Here is a 19881-nt window from a genome sequence, read left to right as displayed (position 1 = left end):
CAATTCTTCCCACGCAAGACCAATAAGAGGCGGAACGTGAAAGATCAGACCATTATCATTGTCGGCGGCGCTTCGGGACTGGGTTTGACGACAGCAAAGCTGATGGTGGAAAACGGAGCGGCCAAAATCGGCCTCATAGACCGCAATGCGGAACTACTCGCCAGCTCCGCAGAAACCTTGCGCGGACTGGGCGTTGAAGTCGCGACTTCGGTCGCAGATATTTCGCGAGCCGAATCTGCCCATAAGGGCTTCAACGACGTCGCGGGCAAGCTAGGCCGCGTGCATGCGCTCGTCAACAGCGCAGCCATCTATCCGCGCAAGCCAATCCTTGAAATCACAGATGAAGACTGGGATCTGGAAAACGCCATCAACGTCAAGGGCACCTATCACATGATGGTGGCCGCCGTTCTGCATATGAGGCAGTTCGTCGATGTGCCGCACGTCACAGGCCGCATCGTCAATGTCACCTCGGTCGACGCCTTCAAGGCGCATCCGCAAAACGCGCATTATGCAGCCACAAAGGCAGCCGTCGTCAGCCTGACCAAATCCTTCGCGCAGGAATGTGCCAAGGACCAGATTCTGGTCAATTCCGTTGCACCGGCAGGCTTTGCCACCGACCGCGCCAAGGAACTTGGTTTCCTGCCGGAACTCGCCAAGGCAAGCGCGCTTGGACGCGCCGCCGAGCCGGTGGAAATGGCGCAATGGATCGTCATGATGGCCTCCGGTCGCAATACCTATGCCACTGGCGAGAATGTGGTGGTCAGCGGAGGCTATATCTATGTCTGATCCCTACCGCGTTGCGCTTGTCACCGGCGCCACGAGCGGCATCGGCAAGGCCACCGTCGCGCGGCTGCGCGAGCGCGGGCTGACCGTCTATGCCGTCGGTCGCAACAGTCAGGCGCTGGCAGCACTTGCCGCAGAAACTGGTGCGCTCACGGTTGAGGCCGATGTGCGCGACACGAAGGCAATCGAGGCTGCACTTTCTGGCGTCGAGGTCGACATCCTGATCAACAATGCGGGCATTCTTTCCACCCGCGCTTTGTTTCACGAGATTGACCCCGACGAGATCGACGCCATGGTCGATATCAATCTCAAAGCGCCGATGCATCTGACCCGCGCCTTTCTGCCCGGCATGGTGGCACGCAAGCGCGGCCACCTCATCTATATCGGATCGAGCGGCGGTCAGGCGCCTTATCCGAATATGGGCGCTTACGGCCCCTCCAAGGCTGGCCTGAGCCTGTTTTGCGACAATCTGCGTTGCGATCTTCTGGGCACGTCTGTTCGCGTCAGCGAAATCGTGCCGGGGCGTGTGCAGACTGCTCTCTACCGGACATCGATCCCCGACAATCAGGCACAAGCCGTGCTTTACGATGGCTATCGCCCGATCCAGCCGGAAAACATCGCCCAGATCATCGGTCAGGTGATCGAACTGCCGGTCTTTGTCGATGTTTCCCGCGTCGAAGTCTTCCCGACCGATCAGGCGACCGGCGGCGGCTCCATGGTCAAGTTTCAGGAAAACTAAGACAAAGGCGACGCTCTGCGTCGCCTTTGTCTTTTCATCACCATCATACCGGGCATGGCTCGCAAGAGCCGCGCACCGAACAGCTATGCGCGCGCGAAAAGCCCACGAATAGCTCCACCGATAGACAAGTAAAACTTGCCAATTGCCGGATTATCTTGATTTCGTGAAAACGCTCCGGCTGGCATGATCATTCACAAGGTGATTGCCGAAAAGGCGCACAGGAAGGAATCAGGGATGCGTAACGGAGGCCAGCTTCTCGTCGAAAGCCTCGTCGCTTTGGGAGCCAGAAAATCTTTCGGCGTGCCGGGAGAAAGCTATCTCGCCGTGCTCGACGCATTGCACGATACCAAGGGCGCGCTCGACTTTGTGCTTTGCCGCAACGAAGGCGGCGCTTCCTTTATGGCAGCAGCCTGGGGCAAGCTCACCGGCGAACCGGGCCTCTGCTTCGTCACACGCGGCCCCGGCGTCACCAACGCTTCCATCGGCATTCACACCGCCATGCAGGATTCCGTGCCGATGCTGATCTTTGTCGGACAGGTCGGAACCGACATGAAGGGCCGTGAAGCCTTTCAGGAAATCGATTACCGCGCCGTCTTCGGCACCATGGCCAAATGGGCGACCGAAATCGATGATATCGACCGTATCCCCGAAATTCTGGCCCGCGCCTGGACGACGGCGACCACGGGACGCCCCGGCCCGGTGGTCATCGCCTTGCCGGAAGATATGCTGACCTCGGCAACAGATGCAGCCCCCCTTTCCGGCCCCGCAAAGATCAGCGAAGCCGCACCTTCCGCCGCCGTTCTGGACGACGTGCAGACCTTGCTCGGCGCAGCCAGACGGCCTGTCATCCTGATGGGCGGCATCAACTGGACTGAGGCCGGACGCGACGCCCTGCAAAGCTTCGCTGAAGCCTCCGACATTCCGGTTGTCGCTGCCTTCCGCTATCAGGACCAGTTCGACAATTTCTCGCCCGCCTTCGTCGGCGAGGCAGGCGTCGGCATGCTGCCGCATGTCAAGGCGCTGATCCGCGATGCCGACCTTATCCTCGCGATCAATGTCCGCTTCGGCGAAATGACAACGGATGGATATACGCTGCTTTCCGTGCCGGTTCCGGCGCAAAAGCTCATCCATGTCCACGGTTCGGACCGGGAGATCGGCAAGATCTACCAACCCACACTCGGCATTCAGGCTGGCGCCAATGCTTTCGCTACGGCCTTGAAGCCAATCAAAGGCGACTGGAACAAATGGCGGGCCGATGCCCGCGCCGCTTTCGAGGCCAGTTTTTCGGCGCCTTCGCAGCCTTCGCCGGTCGATATGGTGGTGGCGATGGAGCATGTCCGCGATGTGCTGCCCGACGACGCCATTCTCACCAATGGCGCAGGCAATTTCACCGTCTGGCCCAACAAGTTTTTCAAATTCGGCAAGAAGAGCCGCCTGCTCGCACCGCAATCGGGCGCGATGGGTTATGGCCTCCCCGCAGCTGTTGCCGCGAAAGTGGCCTTTCCGGAGCGCACGGTCGTCTGCTTTGCCGGTGACGGCGATTTCCAGATGAACTGTCAGGAACTGGCAACCGCCAAACAGGCTGGCGCGCAACCCATCGTGCTCATCCTCAACAACGGTATCTATGGCACGATCCGCGCCCATCAGGAGCGGAATTATCCGGGCCGTGTGTCTGGAACGACCATGGACAACCCCGATTTCGTGGCGCTTGCCAAAGCCTATGGCTTTCACGCGGAGCGTGTGGAGCGGACGGAAGACTTCCCTGCCGCTTTTGCCCGCGCTCGCGCATCGCGCAGCGGCGCTGTGCTCGATCTCGACATTTCGCCCGAAGCGCTGACACCGCGCCAGACGCTCAGCCAGATGCGCGCCGCAGCCCTCGCTAAAGTGCCAGTCTGATTGGATCAGATCAGCAGTTTAGCTCTCTATTTTAACGCGCATCGTTTCCGAAAACCGTTTCACACTTTTCGGGATGCGCTCTAAAAAGGAACCAGCATGAGCCAGACCATCCGCCTTGGCGCTGATATCGGCGGCACCTTCACCGACATCGCGCTCGAATGCAAAGGTGCGCTCTATTCCACGAAGGTTCTGACCAATTACAGCGCGCCCGAACAGGCGATCCTCGACGGCATTGCCGTTGTGACCCGCGATGCGGGTATCAGCCCTGCCGATCTCGACATTGTCATTCATGGCACCACGCTGGCCACCAACGCGCTGATCGAACGGCGCGGCGCGCGCACGGCCTTTGTGACGACAGACGGTTTTCGCGATGTCATCGAAATGCGTACCGAAAGCCGCTTCGAGCAATATGATCTCAATCTGCGCCTGCCAAAGCCACTGATCCCGCGTGAGGATCGCTTTGCGGTCAAAGGGCGCATCGGCGCGCAGGGGCAGGAACTGCTGGCCCTCGACGAGGTGGCGCTGGAGGCTATTGCCGACACCATTGCCGCGGGCGGTTTCGGCGCGGTGGCCATTGGCTTCATCCACTCCTACATGAACCCGGATCATGAACGCCGCGCCCGCGATATCATTGCGCGCAAGGTTTCGGTTCCGGTCTCCATTTCCTCCGAAGTCTCGCCGCAGATGCGCGAGTTCGAGCGCTTCAACACCGTATGCGCCAATGCCTATGTGCGTCCGCAGATGGCCGATTATCTCTCCCGCTTGCAGGTGCGTCTGGCGGAGATGGGCGCGAAGTGCCCGGTCTTCCTCATCCACTCCGGCGGCGGGCTGATCACCGTCGAGACCGCATCCGAATTCCCGGTGCGTCTCGTTGAATCAGGACCGGCAGGCGGCGCAATCTTTGCAGCCGATGTGGCGCAGCGCTTCGGCCTCGACAGAGTGGTGAGCTATGACATGGGCGGCACGACCGCCAAGATCTGCCTGATCGAAGATTTTGCTCCCAAGACTGCCCGCACGTTCGAAGTGGCCCGCACCTATCGCTTCTGCAAGGGATCGGGCATGCCGATCTCCATTCCGGTGATCGAGATGATCGAGATCGGCGCTGGCGGCGGCTCAATCGCGTGGGTCGACGCTATGGGCCGCATCCAGACCGGCCCGGAATCGGCCGCTTCCGAACCCGGCCCGGCCTCCTACCAGCGCGGCGGCGAACGCCCGGCCATCACCGATGCCGATCTGCTGCTCGGCAAGCTCGATCCGGATAATTTTGCCGGTGGCGCAATCCGGCTATCGGTAGAAAACGCCGCCAAAGCCGTGGCGCGCGATGTGGGAGACAAACTCAACATCGCCGTCGAGCCTGCCGCCTTCGGCATCTGCGAAGTGGTGGACGAGAACATGGCCAATGCCGCCCGCGTTCACGCGGTGGAAAACGGCAAGAATATTTCCGACAATATCATGATCGCCTTTGGCGGTGCGGCTCCGCTGCATGCCGCGCGCCTGTGCGAAAAGCTCGGCATCGACCAGTGCCTGATCCCTGCTGGTGCAGGCGTCGGCTCGGCCATCGGCTTTCTCAAGGCGCCATTCGGCTACGAGGCGCTGGCCTCGAAGATCGTTCGCATGTCGGACTTCAAGGCTGCCAGCGTCAACACGCTGCTGGACGAACTGAAAACGACGGCGGAAGGCTTTGTCCGCGCAGGCACGAACGGTAAGGTGCTGCGTGAAATCACCGCCTTCATGCGCTATGTCGGCCAGGGTTGGGAAATCCCGGTGACGCTGCCCGACCGCAGCTTTACCGAAGCCGACGCAGAACTGATCCGCGACAGCTTCCGGCAAAACTATGCCCGTTTCTTCGGTCGCGCCATTGACGGACTGGATGGTCTCGAAATCGAGATCGTGACCTGGTCGGTCAAGGCGCAGGACGAGCGCCCCGCACCCGAACGCCATGCGCTGACCTTCGGTCGCTCGACCGTCGAAACGCCGGTTACCCGCGCCGTCTTTGATCCCGCACAGGCCGCCAATCTGACGACCGCCATTGTGGAACGCCACACGCTTGCCCCCGGCGCGCGCGTCAGCGGTCCAGCCGTGATCGTCGAACGGGAAACCTCCACCGTTGTCACCTCGCCCTTCGATGTGGTCATGCAGGATGACGGCGCCCTTCTTCTCCTGCGCAAGGAAACAGCAGCATGAGCGACGCGACACAGGAAATCCGCATGCAGGTCATGTGGAACCGTCTGATCTCGGTTGTCGAGGAACAGGCGCTCACCCTTCTGCGCACGGCCTTCTCCACCTCGGTTCGCGAGGCGGGCGACCTGTCCGCCGGTGTGTTCGACCCGCAGGGCCGCATGCTGGCGCAGGCCGTGACCGGCACGCCCGGACATGTGAACACCATGGCTGAGGCCGTGCTGCATTTCATGGCCGAAATCCCGCGCGAGGAGATGTATCCCGGCGACACCTATGTCACCAATGATCCATGGAAAGGCACCGGTCATCTGCACGACATCACCATGGTGTCGCCATCCTTCCTCGGCGACACGCTGGTCGGCTTCTTTGCCTGTACGGCGCATGTGGTCGATGTTGGCGGGCGGGGTTTCGGCGCCGATGGCAAGTCGGTCTATGAAGAAGGCATCCAGATACCGATCATGAAGTTTGCCGAGCGTGGCGCGGTGAACAAGGATCTGGTGCGCATGCTGCGCGCCAATGTGCGCGAGCCCAATCAGGTTGTCGGCGATTTCTATTCGCTCGCCGCCTGTAACGATGTCGGCCATAACCGCCTCATCGACATGATGCAGGAAATCGGCCTGACATCGCTCGACACGCTGGGCGAATTCATCTTTGCGCGCACCCGCTCCGCGACGCTGGATCGCATCCGCGCATTGCCGAAGGGCCGATGGTCGAACGAACTTGTCACCGATGGTTACGACAAGCCGATCAGGCTCGCGGCGAAGGTCGAGATTGCAGGCGATACGGTCAATGTCGATTTTGCGGGCAGCGACGCCGTCAGCCCCTGGGGCATCAATGTCCCGATCATCTATACCAAGGCCTATGCCTGCTATGCCCTGAAATGCGTGATCGCGCCGGATATTCCCAACAACTGGGCCTCGCTGGAACTGTTCACGATTTCCTCGCCGGTCAACATCCTCAATGCCGAGCGCCCGGCCCCGGTTTCGCTGCGCCACGTCATCGGCCATATGGTTCCTGACCTCGTTCTCGGAGCGCTGGCCAAGGCCCTGCCCGGCCAGATTTTGGCCGAAGGCGCTGCCGCATTGTGGAATATCCACATTTCGGCGCGTCCCGTGGCGGGCCAAGCCGGACGCAAGGCCGAAATCCTGATGTTCAACTCTGGCGGCATGGGTGCACGTCCCGAACTCGACGGCCTGTCGGCGACCGCTTTCCCCTCCGGCGTGATGACCATGCCGATCGAGGCGACCGAACATACCGGCCCGATTGTCGTCTGGCGCAAGGAACTGCGTCCTGACTCTGGCGGTGACGGCGAATATCGCGGCGGCCTCGGTCAGACGATTGAAATCGAGGCCATTCCCGGCCACGAGTTCGATTTCTCGGCGATGTTCGACCGCGTTCACCATCGCGCCAAAGGCCGCAATGGCGGTGGCGAAGGCGCGCCGGGCGTGGTGGCTCTGGATGACGGCACCAAGCTGAAGCCGAAAGGCTGGCAGCATGTCCCGTCAGGCCGCAGGCTGGTGCTGCAACTGCCGGGCGGCGGCGGTTATGGCGAGCCGCAGAACCGCGGCCCGCAAGCCCGCACCGAAGATATTTCGAAGGGCTATGTTTCGGCCAAGTGAAATAAAATGAAGCATCGGCCCGAAATCAGTTCCGATCTTCGGGCCGATGACTTAGAAAATAGCGTTTCCGACAAAACCGTAAATCGGTTCGGCGCAGGAAAAGCGAATAGATGACCAGCCGGCATTCTTGATGGAGCGATATGAGCGAGCGGACTGTCAGACTGCCCCCTCTCAACGCGCTGCGTGTGTTTCACGCGGTGATGCGCCACCGCAGTTTTCGCAGCGCCGCCGACGATCTTCTGGTGAGCCCGCAAGCCGTCAGCCAGCAGATCAAGCAGCTTGAAGAAACGACCGGCGTTCAGCTCTTTGAGCGGAAAGGGCGCACGGTCGAACCGACCGAGAACGCCATTCTGCTCGGCCACTATGTCCAGTCCGGCTTTGCCGAATTTGCCGAGGGTATCCGCCGTATCAGCAAGACCGGCCAGCGCGACCGGATCAACATCAATGCCAGCCCCTATTTTGCGACACGCTATCTGCTCGAAAAGCTGGGCGGTTTTCGCGACATTGTGCCGGGCGCCGATCTGCGCCTGACGACCATGGTGGAGCTGCCGGATTTTGCCCGCGACGATGTGGATGTCGCCATACAATGGGGTTTTGGAGGCGATGTTCAGGGCAGCTGGAAAAGCTATGAGACCCGGCTGCTGACCCGCGACGTAAAGGTGATCTGCTGCACGCCCGATCTGGCGCGCCAGATCGCGTCACCCGCCGATCTTCTCCCTATGACGCTGCTGCATCCCGTGCTTTCGGGCGACCTATGGGCCGATGTTCTGGATCATATGGGCGTCGCGTTCGATCCGGCAGCGGGCAATATGCGCCTTCAGGATGCCGCCACCATGCGCCGCGCAACCGTGGCGGGCCTGGGCGTCGGGCTGCTCTCCATCGCCGATGCGGAGGAAGACCTCAAGCTTGGGCGTCTCGTCGCGCCTTTCGGGCGTGAGATCATGACCACCATGCCGGAAGCAAAAGTGCCGGGCTTTTATCTTGTCTTCCCAAAAGCGCATCTGCGGGTCGCTGCCATCGCGGCTTTCTGCAAATGGCTGCAACAACAGGACTGGGATTTTAAACCCGTTCCAGTTTGATATGCGGCAGAGGCGGCAGCTCGACCTCAATCGGATCGTCGGCCCGCACATGCCCACCGGACAGAACGATGGTCATAACGCCCGTCTTGCGGATCACTTCCCCATCGGGCGTCTTGTCGAGCACTGCCGAAAGAAGACCCTTCTGGAAGTTTTCGATCTGTGGGCACGGATTGCGCAGGCCTGTCACCTGCAACACCACATCCTTGCCGATTTTCAGCAATGCGTCCCTCGGCAGGCCCAGCAGATCAACGCCGCGCGTGGTGACATTCTCGCCAAGATCGGCAGGCGCAATGTGAAACCCTTTATCCGCCAGTTCGTCGAAAAGTTCGGCCTGAATGAGATGAACCTGTCGCAAATTGGGCTGGGTCGGGTCCACCTTCACGCGTGAGCGGTGCTTCACCGTTGTGCCCTGATGCGCATCGCCCTCGACGCCTAGCCCGGTCAGGATATGGATTTCCGGCACGGGCTGCTTGGAAAAGCGATGTTCGCCATCGCGTGCAACGGCCACGACAAATCCAACACCCATGATCCTCATCCCATCTATCGCATCGGCCACCCTTTGATGAGGGGCCACTTATTGTTCTGGAGAGCATTTCTCGAAGGGAAAAAACTCTTCTGGCCTGCTATCATAGGTTATAAGACATTTATGTGAATGCAGGCAGGACGAGGCGCAGATTGCAACAGAAAAACGCGCGAGACGAGTTCCGCTGGGGAATATGGGGAACGGGCGCCATTGCCAGCGCCTTTGCCGCCGATATTGCGGCCATTGACGGCATGCGCGTTTCCGCCGTGTGCTCGCGCACGCTGGAAGCTGCGGAAGCCTTCGGCAACCGTGTCGGCGCCGACAAGACCTTCAACGCAGTGGGTACATTTCTTGCCGATCTGGATATCGATGCGGTCTATGTTGCGACGCCCAGCGCCATGCATGTCGCCCAGACCTTGCAGGTAATCGCCGCAGGCAAGCCCTGCCTGACCGAAAAGCCGCTGGCGCTCGATGCAGCCGGGGCAGCCCGCCTTGCCGCAGCCAGCGAAATCAGCCGGACTTTCGTCATGGAAGCGATGTGGTCGCGGTTTCTGCCTGCCATACAGGCGGCGAAGCGGCATATCGAGACCGGCACTATCGGCAAGGTCACGCGCATCGAAGCAGACCTCTCCTATCTTCGCGCCTATGATCGACAGAGCCGCTTCTTCGATCCCGAACTTGGCGGTGGGGCGGCATTTGACCTCGGCGTCTATCCGGTCTCGCTGGCGCTGTTCTTCATGGGACCGCCGGAGCGCTCGCAAGGTCGCTGCAAACGCGCGGACAATGGCGTCGACCTGCGCACGGAGATTGAACTGTTCTGGCCCGATGCAGAAGCCCGGCTTTCCTGCGGCTTCGACCGGGATGGCGACAATCGCATGCTGATCACGGGAACCAAGGGCGCGCTCCTGCTGCACGGACCTTTCCTGAAAGCCCAGCGTCTGACGATCTATTCCGCTGGTGCACTGAAGTCGCCCTTCGGTCCGGGCAAAGGCTCCGGCCTGATCGGCAAGATCATCAACCGTCTGCCCCTGCCGGGCCGTAAAATCGAAAGCCACGCCTTTTCCGGCAACGGCCTTCAGTTTCAAGCGCTTGCCGTACGCGATGCCGTTGTGAACGGTGCGATTTCAAGTCCGGTCATGCCGCTGGCGGACAGTACAGCCGTGGCTGACATCCTGCATCGCATTGTGTCCAGGGATTAGAAACTGCTCTTCATCCTGTATGGGGCTGCACTGTCACCAGCATTGTTGAGCGCCAGCGCGATTTCGGTGATGTGCAGTGCCACATCGCCGGAGAAGAACGCCGTCTCGCCCTTTTCGATGGCGCGTGCCTGATCGGCGATACCACGCGCAAAATCGATCTGCGACGGATAGGAGGGCAAAGCGGATTTGCTGCCCTTCGGATAGGGCAGCTTCTTGCCCGCGACGGGCTTCCACGATTGGAATTTGCCGATCCGTACTTCGAGGATGATGAACAGCCGCGCCCAGAACCGGGTCTTTTCATCCGCCTTTTCAAGCCGCACGGCGGAGCGGTTGTCCCAAAGATCATCGACACTGATCGAGCCCTTGTCGCCCACCACCGTCAGGCTGCGATCACGCGGCATCGCAAGACCCGATGTCAGTCGCGCCACGAGGCCCGACTTGAAACGCAGGCAACCGACCGAAAAATCGGGAGCCATCTGAAGATGCTCGGTGCCCGGCCCCTTGTCGGGAAAGGTGATCGCGGAGAAAGCTGTGACGCTTTCCACCGGACCAAACAGCGAAACCAGCCATGACAGCGCATAGCCTGCATGTTCGAGAGTGCAGCCGATTTCAAATTCGTGCAGGCCGGGCCAGACCGCGCCGGACTGCGACCGCCATGTCGACCATTTGTCGCGAAAGACAGGACCGTCTTCCATCTGCGCATAGACGAGGCGCGGCGTGCCAACAGCGTCGATTGTGGACGAGACCAGCTTCTGCGCATCGCTGAGACCATTGGCAGGTGCGGCAGCCAATGTCAGGCCGCGACTGGCGGCAAATTCAACCAGCGCCTTGGCCTCATCGAAACTCATGGCAAGCGGCTTTTCGGAATAGACATGCTTGCCCGCCGCCAATGCCGCCCGCGAAATATCGTAATGGCTTTCCGGCGTCGTCAGATTGACCACGATCTGCACATCCGGATCGGCCAGCATGGCGTCGAAACTGTCATAGACCTGTGCGCCATAATGCGCTGCAAACGCCTTGAGCCGCTCCGGGGACCGATCATAGACACCGCGCAGCACAAGCTCGGGGTAATTGCGCAAGGTGGTCATGTAATAATCGGCAACGAAACCTGTGCCGACAATCGCAATATTCATGAATGATCTCCGATAGGGACGGCGCGCATTATCAATCCAGCCTTTTCGGTATGCTGATTCTGGATGTCAGACGCAGCCCGAAAATCCCGAACAGGGTGGTCAGCCAGACCGGATCAACACGCCGGAAGAAGAAGCTTTCCATCATCGCGTTCAACGTGCAGAAGAACACGATCATCAGGAAATAATCGGCAAGAAGCAGGTTCTCGCGTTGCGGCCTGCACCGCATGTAATTGACCAGCGGCATTACGATGATCACCGTCACGCCACATATCAGTCCGGGAAGCCCCATGGCCACCACCAGATCGAGATAACCATTATGGGCATGGACCATGTTGCGCACGTCCCAGCCGAGATAATAAGGTCTGGCCGCCTCCAGCGCCGTTGGCGATTTCCAGAAACTTTCATAGCCGTAACCAGTCCATAATCGGCCCGGCAGATTTTCGATGGCGAATTGCCAGATCGACACGCGCCCGGTGAAAGTGGCGTCAACGCCCAGGCTTTCGACAAAGGAGCGGATCGGCTCGAACAGCACCGAGCCGAAAGTCAGTACGGCAAACGTAAACTGAATGGAAAAGATGGCAGCGACGGTCAGAAACCGCAGGCCGAGCGCACCCGGCACCATCACCAGCAGCATGGCCAGCGGCACCAGCGCCATGGTGGTTTTCGACCCGGTCTGCGAGACGAAGAACAGCGCCGATAGGCCGATCAGCGCGCCGCTGACGCGCCAGCCCCGCCGCCAGAGATAGAGCCCCGAAAAAGCGAAAGCCGCCATGACCGGGCCGGCGACATTTTTATGGCTGAAGACCCCGCGCCAGAGATAGGAATTCTGTGGCTCGATCGGGTCTGCCCCATGCGTGCCAAGCGACGGCAGCAGCACCACACCGGCATAGGAAATGACCAGCACAACGGAGGCCACTGTCATCAACAGCCGCGCATAGCCATCACCATCCTGCGGCAAGGCCAGCACCGCGACAACGCAGCAAACGCCGATCATCGTGAAAACCGCGCCGCGCATCACCACGCCGGGATAGACGCTCTGCATCAACGACGCGAACAACAAAAGGAACATCAGCGACCAGCCGAGGCCGACAATCCGCGCCACCTTTCGCGGGTCGGTCAATGTAGCAAGGGCCGCGATGACCCCAACCCCCAAAAGACTGAAACCAAGCTGATTGATGATATCGCCGCTGCCGCCGCCGTCAGTTTCCGGCTCGGCCATGAAAGGACGAAACGAAATCATCAAAATGCACATGACAACCACGGCGACAACCAGCGCGATCTTACGCAGCTGCGCCCGGTGTGCTTCCGCAACTCCAGCCGCAGCAGCGCCGGGGGCGCGGCTGTCAGTTTTTGTCCGGGTTGCGATACTGCTCATTCTCATACCCAAAATGCGCCATGACCCGGCCCAATCCGACATGGATATAATAGGCGCCCACGGAAGCCGACCGCGCCTGAACTGCCTTGTACAAGGCCTTGACCGGCGAGAAGCCAAGCAGAAGCGCACTTTTGACAAACACCCGCGCTGCACCCAATGGTTGGTCCTTGCGCTTGCGCCGCTCCATCATGGTTGAAATCATGCCGTTGCGCAAACCGCGCGCCCGGATCCAGTCGCCTTCCAGCCGCCGCGCCGGGACGGTTTCATGCACCGGCGCTTCCGCGCACCAGCCTGTCCTGAACCCCCTGGCGACGGAACGACTGATAAAATCGGAGTCGCCGCCGCCCGTGAAATTGAACATCGGATCGAGAAACGGAAAGCCCGCCGCTTCCAGCACTGGTCGTGCGACGGCGAGATTGCCCGACGAATAAAGCGTGGGCACCGGGCCGCTGCGCTGATAGGTCGGCAGAAATACCGGATGACGCGCCCATGCCTCAGACCCCGGGCGGTCGAAGACCGGCACTTGCGGACCGCCCACCAGATCGACGGAATAGCGTTCTGCTGCCGCCATCATGTTTTCCAGCCATGACGGATCGGCCAGTTCGTCATCGTCGATCACCAGAACATGTTTCATGTTCGGGAAATAACCGAGCGCGGTCAGCCAGGCGGCATTATAAGCGTTGCAATTGCCACGCTGCGTTTCCACGATCACCAGACCGCGATAGGTTCCAGCCGTAAACAGTGGTGCCGCAACCTTGGCGCCCGCTTGTTCCTCCGCCTCGTTTTCAACAACGATGATCGCGAATTGCCGCTCGGTCACCTGCGCCTTCAGGCTCTCCAGCGTTCGCAAAAGATGCTCGGGACGGCGAAATGTCGGCAGCGTCACCACCACCTCGACATTCGTAAAATTCAAATGGGGTGTTTGAGTAATGACTTGAATATGACCGGGAAGCTTCGGCGTCCTGTTGTCCATTATATTTTCAACCGCCGCCCTATCATCCGATGCAAAACCAATTGGTCCTTTTGTCGGAAATGCCCTAATTTTGACACGTAAACTTCTCTATGCCACATCAATTCTTCAATTGGTGCGGTTGTACTGAAAAACAGCACCCAACACGATTCAATAAATTGATTTCAAGCCCTATTTATCAGGCGAGCGTTTAAGGATCATTTACACCGCGCCGCTATGAATCAAGGCATAGAAATACGGCATATCCGCAGGAGTCGAATTGCAACCGTTGCGTCTCGTTTTCGTGACATCCCTCGTGCCCCACGAAGATGCTTCGACTGGATATGAAGTCGCCAATGCCGCTGTCATCAACGGGCTGCGCCGGGCTGGCGCACATGTCACCGTCATCGGCTTCACATGGCCGGGACGCAAGGCTGCCGCTGACGCGGATGTCGTGGTGCTGGGCGAAGTGGAAGTGCGCACCGAAGGTGCAAGCGCCACGCAGAAAATCGGCTGGGTCATCAAATCCTTCCTCACCGGACTGACGGTTTCATCCGCCAAGCTGCGGGTCATTCCGCCGATGAAACTGCATGAAGCCATTGCGGCTTGCGGCGATTTTGACGCCTATGTGCTGAACGGCGTGGCGCTTCCCGGCGCGTTCGAAGCCGTGTTCCACGACAAGCCGTCGCTTTTTGTTGCGCATAATGTGGAACACCGCTCGGCACGCGAAAACGCCGAAGACGCCAAGGGCATTATCCAGAAGCTTCTCTTCTCTCGCGAAGCCCGCATTCTCAAGCGGCTTGAAAAGCGGCTTTGTGACAATGCAGCCTTCGTCTTCACCTTTGCCGAGGACGATGCGCCAGCGCTTGGCCTCTCCCCGGAAAAAGCCGCGACCTTCCCGCTGGTCATGCCGTCCGGGCGCAAATCAGCCAAACGCGATATTGAATATGACCTCGCCTTGATCGGCACCTGGACATGGCATCCGAACCGGATTGGCCTTGAATGGTTCCTCAGAGAGGTCAAGCCGCTGCTGCCATCGGATATATCCATCGCGATTGCCGGCAGCACGCCAGCCGACCTGATTGCCGCCTGGCCGGGCGTAAATTTCGTCGGCAAAGTACCGGACGCCACCGCCTTTGTGGAAAGTTGCGCCGTCGTGCCACTGATCAGCCGCGCAGGCACCGGCGTTCAGCTCAAGACCATCGAAACCTTTGAGCTTGGTATGCCAAGCGTCGCCACGCCGCATTCCGTGCGCGGCATCGCGCGCATTCCCGAAAACTGCACCATTGCTGACGCGCCAGCGGAATTTGCAGCAGCGCTCAAAATGCGCATCGCGCAGGCCCGCGCGGGCGACCGCCAGATGCTCGACGGCAAGGCCTTTACCCGCTCGCAAATCGACGGCATGGATCAGGCGCTGACACGCGGACTGGATGCGCTTCGTCAGGCCACGAAGCGCGCGGCGGGAGCGCAATGATGCTGGAACAAAGCCCCCGTCCGTCCCGCAATATTCTTGGCATCGACGTCACCTGTTTCGACTGGAACGAAGCGCTCGACTTTTTCGACAAGACGCTTGAAGACGGGCGGTTCCAGCGCGTGGCATGGCTCAACGCCCATTGCGCCAATGTTGCGCATGCCGATGCGACCTATAAGCAGGCTTTGCAGAGTTTTCTCGTGCTGCCCGACGGCGTCGGCGTCGATATTGCCAGCAAGATTGCCTATGGGCAGAAATTCCCCGCCAATCTCAACGGAACGGATTTCGTGCCGCGCCTGCTCGGCCATATCAAGCGCCCGCTGCGTATCGGACTGATCGGTGGACGGCCCGGCATTCCCGAAAAGGCCGCAGAAGCGTTTCATGCGCTTGCGCCGCAGCATGACTACCGGGTCTATGCGGATGGGTTTTTCGCACCCGACCAGATGGCCGCAATCCTCGACCGGCTTACGGGCGACAGGCCGGATATCCTGCTGGTCGCCATGGGCGTGCCGTTGCAGGAACTGTTCGTCCGGACGCATATCACCACGGCGCATTGCACCGTGGCCTGCGCGGTGGGTGCCTTGTTCGATTTTCAGGCGGGCGCGACCGAACGCGCGCCGGAATGGCTTCGCCGGATGCGGCTTGAATGGGCCTATCGGCTGATGCGCGAGCCAGCACGACTGGCAGGACGCTATCTGGTCGGCAACCCGCTTTTCCTGTGGCGGGTCATGCTGAGCGGACTTTCGGGATATTTGATGCGGGATGGTCGATGAAGACGGCAATTGTCACGGCAAGCTACGACAAGGATTTCGAGCGCTGCAAATTGCTGTGCGAGACCGTGGATGAACATGTCTGCGGCTTCACCACGCATTACATCCTCGTCGAACCGCGCGATGTCGCACTGTTCCAGCAACTGGCTGGGCCGCACCGCATCATCATTGACGAGCGGGAATTGCTGCCATCCTGGCTGCATGTCTTTCCCGATCCAACCTCCTTCGGCAAGCGCCGCATCTGGCTGTCGCTGAAAGCCAAGCCGTTGCGCGGCTGGCATGTACAGCAATTGCGCCGCATTGCTCTGGCGAATGTGACGGGGGAAGACGGCTTTCTCTATACCGATTCCGACACCGCCTTCCTGCGCACTTTCGACTGCCGCAATCTCTGGCAGGGCGGAAAAATGCGCCTCTTCGTGCGTCCCGATGCGCTGGCCAAGCCTGAATGGCCCCTACATCCGGTCTGGTCGGCCAATGCAGAAAAGCTGCTTGGCATCAAGGACCGTAAGAACGCACTCAACGATTATATCGGCCAGCTCGTTTCCTGGCGGCGCGACACGATGCTGTCCATGTGCGAGCGCATCGAAAGCCATACCGGTCGCAACTGGGTGGCAGCTTTAGGGACAATCCGCAGTTTTTCGGAATGCTTCCTCTATGGCCGTTATGTCGATGACATACTCCATGGCGCAGGCCACTTTAGCGACACCCATGATCTGTGCCGCATGCAATGGTTTGCACCGCCACCAACCGAAGACGAGTTCCGCACATTCATTGCCGAGATGGAGCCCTATCAGGTTGCCATCGGCATGCAGTCTTTCCTCGGTCTTTCGGTCAATGATATTCGCCGCATCATCGGCGCTTGAGTTTAGGCTCTCAGATGCGTTTGGCGGGTAGCCGCAGGCTCGTATAGGTGAAAACCAGCGACAGAATATAGAGCGCGCCGAATACGAGATTGAGGCCCGCGATCCAGTCATTGCCACCACCGGAATGCCTCAACAGCAACCAGACAAACAAGGCCTTGGCTGCCGTCATGATGACGAGGCTGAGCGTGCGCAGGCCCGACTGGCCGCGCGCATAGAGAAGCTCGGTCTGATACTCGATGAGATTGCGGAACCCCGGCACCAGCAACACCAGCGGCAGCAGGCTGACAATCGCTGCCACATTGGCGCCAAGCGCATTGGGGAACACCCAGAGGAAAATCGCAAGCGCTGCAAGGCCGCCCACCGAAACGGCGAACACCGCCGCTTCCAGCCCTGCACGCAGACGCAGGCTCGACAGCATGTCGGGCTTGCGCATCAGTTTTTGCACCAGCATCATGTTGAAGGAGCGCACCGGCAGCGCGGTCAAATCGACCAGCCGCATGACGATGGCATAAAGCCCGGCAATTTCCGGCCCGCCGACACTGAGCACCAGCAATTTGTCCAGCTCGCTTTGCACATAGAAGAGCAGCTCCGCCCCGGCGACCGCAATCGAATCCGCCAAACGGCGGATATAGAGTTTAGGCCGAAAACGGATTTTCCTGCGCGGATAGAAATAGACCGACACAGCAAGCGCCACGGCATTGGCCGCGAGATACCACCATGCCCAATGGGCAACATCGTGCACCGTCGCCATCCAGGTGAACAGCACCGCTGCGACCGCCCGCGTGACCGTGCCGAAAATGACGAGACCCGCCGAAATGCCAAACCGGTTGAGACCGTTATTGACGATGATGATGACTTCCGCCGAGCGCCAGAACAGGGCTTCCGCCACGATGATGATTGCGAAGGGCAGAAGCGTGATATCCCGGCTGAAGAACACCAGATAGACCAGCCACGAGCAGACGGCGAACAGCGGCAGCGATGCCACCACCGCCATGAGATATCCGGCGCTATAGGTTCCGAGCAGGTGCGGCTTGACGGTGGAGATGCGATAAAGCGGAGAGGTAAAGCCCAACGACACGATACGGGACAGCATGACGCCGGTGCCCGATGCCGTCGCGAAAATACCGAAATCGCCAGTCGGCAGCGTGTTGGCGAGCGCGATGAAATAGACCAGCGACACCACAAGCCGCCCGACCGAACCGGAGACGAGTGAGAGATAATCCCTGAGCATGCCGGACTTGAGGCCAGATTTCAGGCGGTCAAATTTCTGAAATGCTTTCGCTATCACCAACGAGCCTTTGTCTTCGTCGCATCGCTCACAATCTGGCATGTTTCACGGGCCGAAGCGAAAAGCCAGCGCAAAACCCGGCGCAAATCTGGAATGGTTAACCGGTTGCATTTTGCACGGGGACAATTTCTATACCATTAACCATTTTTTTCCCGTAGGGACTTACAGTCACAACCCAAACGGGTTTTCAGAGTTCGGATATTTCAGGCAATGAGTAGCGATGATAAGCGTCATAAAGAGGAGAGCGGGAAACCCCTTCTCTCATTCTCCGACGCGCCCGCTGGCTTGAGCCGGACACCGACCTCCCCGGCATCGGCCCAAACGCCGCCCCAAACACCCCCATGGACTCCACCCGCTTCGAAAGAGGAGCGCGAGGAATTCGGCCGCACCCACGATCTGAGCCCCGAGCGGCTGACCGAGGAAGAACTCACCGCCTTGCAGGAGCGTCTTGCGGCCATCGAAACCGAGCTCGACCGCAAGCTTGTCGCGCGCGAGCGGCGCAGGCAGGAACTGGTTGAGGACCAGCCCTCGCCCCAACCGATCTCTGAAAGCACGCAGCCATTGGCGGAAGCGCCTGCCTCCACAGATCGCACGGCTAAAACGCCGGATGTGGATCGCGCCGATGACAATAGCTGGCGTCCGCTGATCGACCCTTATGCGGCAATCGACGTGATCAAGGGATCGCGCAAGCTTCTGCTTGTCACGACCGTTCTCGGCGGCATCGCCGGTGTGCTGATCGCGCTTTCCGTGCCGACCATGTATGTGGCGACGACCGATGTTCTGGTCGACCCGCGCAACATCAAAACCGTTGGCACAGAACTGACGCCCGGCCAGTTGCCGACTGACGCTTCGCTGGCTGTGGCGGAAAGTCAGGCGCGCATCGTGGGTTCCAGCAGTGTGCTTTTGAAGGTGATCGACCAGACCAAGCTCACGCAAGATCCGGAATTCAACGGAACGCTGGTCCCAACCGGCGTGGCCGGTTTCTTCGCGCAGATCCGCGACATGCTGTCAGCCAAGAAGACGAGCGACAGTCAGGCGCTGGAAACGCGGGTGCTCTACAATCTCTACAAGGCGATGAAGATCGACCGCGATGCCAAGACCTTCATCTATTCGATTTCGGTCAAGACCCGCGATCCACAAAAATCGGCTTCCCTGGCCAATACGATCAGCACAGTGTTTCAAAACGAGCTTGTCTCGATGCAATCCGATGCGACCCGTCGCACATCGGAAGAACTGTCGACCCGGCTTGCCAGCCTGCGCGCAAGCGTCGAGCAGGCGGAAACAGCAGCGGCGGATTTCCGCGCCGCGCATGACCTCGTGGATGTCGACGGAAAACTTATCAGCGACAGTGACCTTGGCCGCCTTAACGAGCAGCTATCCAACCAGCGCGCCGAGACGATGCGGTTGCAGGCGCGTATCGCGGTGATGAACAGCGCCACGTCGGACAATGTGGTTGCCGGTACATTGCCGGAAGAGTTCAGGTCCAACACACTGACCGCCTTGCGGGCGCAATATGCGCAGGCAAGGCAGGCCGCGAACGGCATGTCCTCGCAGCTTGGGCCGCGCCATCCGCAATTGATCCAGGCGCAATCGCAGGCAGGCGCGATCCTCGGCGATATCGACGCCGAGCTGCGCCGCGTGCGTTCCTCGCTTCAGGTCGAGGTTCAGCGTTCGGTTCAGCAGGAAAAGGAATTGTCGGCTCGTCTGGCGCAGCTAAAAGCGCAACAGGCCAACAATAATGGCGATCTGGTCAAGCTGCGCGAACTGGAACGCGAAGCGGCGGCCCGCCGCTCCGTCTATGAAGCATTCCTCCTGCGCTCGCGTGAAACCGGCGAACAGGAAGGCCTCAACACGGTCAATATCCGTGTGCTTTCGGAAGCCCGTCCACCGCTCGATCCTTCGGGCACATCGCGCAAGCTGATCGTGATTGCAGGGTTGATCGCCGGTTTGCTGGCGGGGCTGGCCATTACAGCCGTCCGCAACTTCGGACGGCTGCTGCGCCTTTCAAGATAGTTC

General features: G+C 59.9%; 16 protein-coding genes. 11 read left to right on the top strand and 5 right to left on the bottom strand.

Features of this window, described 5'->3' with window-relative positions; translation table 11 throughout:
- Nucleotides 1-36 precede the first annotated feature (36 nt).
- The 6 genes from FGI60_RS00160 to FGI60_RS00135 all read left to right on the top strand — a co-directional run bounded on the left by FGI60_RS00160 (nucleotide 37) and on the right by FGI60_RS00135 (nucleotide 8294).
- On the top strand, nucleotides 37-786 hold the full coding sequence (locus FGI60_RS00160) for an SDR family NAD(P)-dependent oxidoreductase (RefSeq protein WP_078339036.1): 750 nt from the start codon (nucleotides 37-39) through the stop codon (nucleotides 784-786).
- Entirely contained in the window at nucleotides 779-1522 is a 744-nt protein-coding gene (locus tag FGI60_RS00155; protein WP_138783416.1) for an SDR family oxidoreductase, read from the top strand. Before FGI60_RS00160 ends, FGI60_RS00155 begins: the two co-directional genes overlap by 8 nt.
- A gap of 234 nt (nucleotides 1523-1756) precedes the next feature.
- The gene (locus tag FGI60_RS00150; RefSeq protein ID WP_138783415.1) at nucleotides 1757-3418 is read left to right on the top strand and encodes a thiamine pyrophosphate-binding protein; all 1662 of its coding nucleotides are present in this window, start codon (nucleotides 1757-1759) and stop codon (nucleotides 3416-3418) included.
- A gap of 96 nt (nucleotides 3419-3514) precedes the next feature.
- Nucleotides 3515-5602, top strand: a complete 2088-nt coding sequence (locus FGI60_RS00145) for a hydantoinase/oxoprolinase family protein (protein WP_138783414.1) — start codon at nucleotides 3515-3517, stop codon at nucleotides 5600-5602.
- Entirely contained in the window at nucleotides 5599-7215 is a 1617-nt protein-coding gene (locus tag FGI60_RS00140; protein ID WP_138783413.1) for a hydantoinase B/oxoprolinase family protein, read from the top strand. The genes FGI60_RS00145 and FGI60_RS00140 overlap by 4 nt, the downstream gene beginning before the upstream one ends.
- 140 nt (nucleotides 7216-7355) lie before the next feature.
- The gene (locus tag FGI60_RS00135) at nucleotides 7356-8294 is read left to right on the top strand and encodes a LysR family transcriptional regulator (RefSeq protein WP_138783412.1); all 939 of its coding nucleotides are present in this window, start codon (nucleotides 7356-7358) and stop codon (nucleotides 8292-8294) included.
- On the opposite strand, the gene FGI60_RS00130 is transcribed toward FGI60_RS00135, so the two are convergent.
- Nucleotides 8275-8820, bottom strand: a complete 546-nt coding sequence (locus FGI60_RS00130) for an MOSC domain-containing protein (RefSeq protein ID WP_171058655.1) — start codon at nucleotides 8818-8820, stop codon at nucleotides 8275-8277. The two genes, FGI60_RS00135 and FGI60_RS00130, sit on opposite strands and share 20 nt — an antisense overlap.
- A gap of 149 nt (nucleotides 8821-8969) precedes the next feature.
- Between FGI60_RS00130 and FGI60_RS00125 the strand changes: the two genes are divergently transcribed.
- Complete coding sequence (locus FGI60_RS00125; protein ID WP_138783410.1) at nucleotides 8970-10016, top strand: Gfo/Idh/MocA family protein; 1047 nt, start codon at nucleotides 8970-8972, stop codon at nucleotides 10014-10016.
- Here FGI60_RS00125 and FGI60_RS00120 read toward each other — a convergent pair.
- From FGI60_RS00120 to FGI60_RS00110, 3 genes are read right to left on the bottom strand one after another with little or no spacing between them, the layout of a single operon-like run.
- Nucleotides 10013-11149 carry a Gfo/Idh/MocA family protein gene (locus FGI60_RS00120; RefSeq protein WP_138783409.1) on the bottom strand — a complete coding sequence of 379 codons (1137 nt, stop codon included), beginning with the start codon at nucleotides 11147-11149 and terminating at the stop codon, nucleotides 10013-10015. The genes FGI60_RS00125 and FGI60_RS00120 overlap by 4 nt on opposite strands.
- A 31-nt stretch (nucleotides 11150-11180) precedes the next feature.
- A complete protein-coding gene (locus FGI60_RS00115) occupies nucleotides 11181-12524 on the bottom strand; it encodes an O-antigen ligase family protein (protein WP_138783408.1) in 1344 nt (447 codons plus the stop codon).
- Nucleotides 12493-13497 (bottom strand): glycosyltransferase family 2 protein, encoded by a 1005-nt coding sequence (locus tag FGI60_RS00110; protein WP_138783407.1) that lies wholly within the window; start codon nucleotides 13495-13497, stop codon nucleotides 12493-12495. Before FGI60_RS00110 ends, FGI60_RS00115 begins: the two co-directional genes overlap by 32 nt.
- A 256-nt stretch (nucleotides 13498-13753) precedes the next feature.
- Between FGI60_RS00110 and FGI60_RS00105 the strand changes: the two genes are divergently transcribed.
- From FGI60_RS00105 to FGI60_RS00095, 3 genes are read left to right on the top strand one after another with little or no spacing between them, the layout of a single operon-like run.
- A complete protein-coding gene (locus tag FGI60_RS00105; protein ID WP_138783406.1) occupies nucleotides 13754-14947 on the top strand; it encodes a glycosyltransferase family 4 protein in 1194 nt (397 codons plus the stop codon).
- On the top strand, nucleotides 14947-15717 hold the full coding sequence (locus FGI60_RS00100; protein ID WP_138783823.1) for a WecB/TagA/CpsF family glycosyltransferase: 771 nt from the start codon (nucleotides 14947-14949) through the stop codon (nucleotides 15715-15717). The genes FGI60_RS00105 and FGI60_RS00100 overlap by 1 nt, the downstream gene beginning before the upstream one ends.
- Nucleotides 15714-16577 carry a DUF6492 family protein gene (locus tag FGI60_RS00095; RefSeq protein WP_138783405.1) on the top strand — a complete coding sequence of 288 codons (864 nt, stop codon included), beginning with the start codon at nucleotides 15714-15716 and terminating at the stop codon, nucleotides 16575-16577. Before FGI60_RS00100 ends, FGI60_RS00095 begins: the two co-directional genes overlap by 4 nt.
- A gap of 10 nt (nucleotides 16578-16587) precedes the next feature.
- On the opposite strand, the gene FGI60_RS00090 is transcribed toward FGI60_RS00095, so the two are convergent.
- Nucleotides 16588-17865, bottom strand: coding sequence for a lipopolysaccharide biosynthesis protein (locus FGI60_RS00090; RefSeq protein WP_138783404.1), 1278 nt, complete (start codon nucleotides 17863-17865; stop codon nucleotides 16588-16590).
- Between the two features lie 210 nt (nucleotides 17866-18075).
- On the opposite strand from FGI60_RS00090, the gene FGI60_RS00085 reads away from it, so the two are divergent.
- Nucleotides 18076-19878, top strand: a complete 1803-nt coding sequence (locus tag FGI60_RS00085) for a GumC family protein (protein ID WP_138783403.1) — start codon at nucleotides 18076-18078, stop codon at nucleotides 19876-19878.
- The last annotated feature ends 3 nt before the right edge of the window (nucleotides 19879-19881 follow it).

Source organism: Brucella haematophila (assembly GCF_005938105.1).
GTDB lineage: Bacteria > Pseudomonadota > Alphaproteobacteria > Rhizobiales > Rhizobiaceae > Brucella > Brucella haematophila.
The sequence above is the reverse complement of the archived record's forward strand: the minus strand, read 5'-3'. Positions and strand labels throughout refer to the sequence as shown.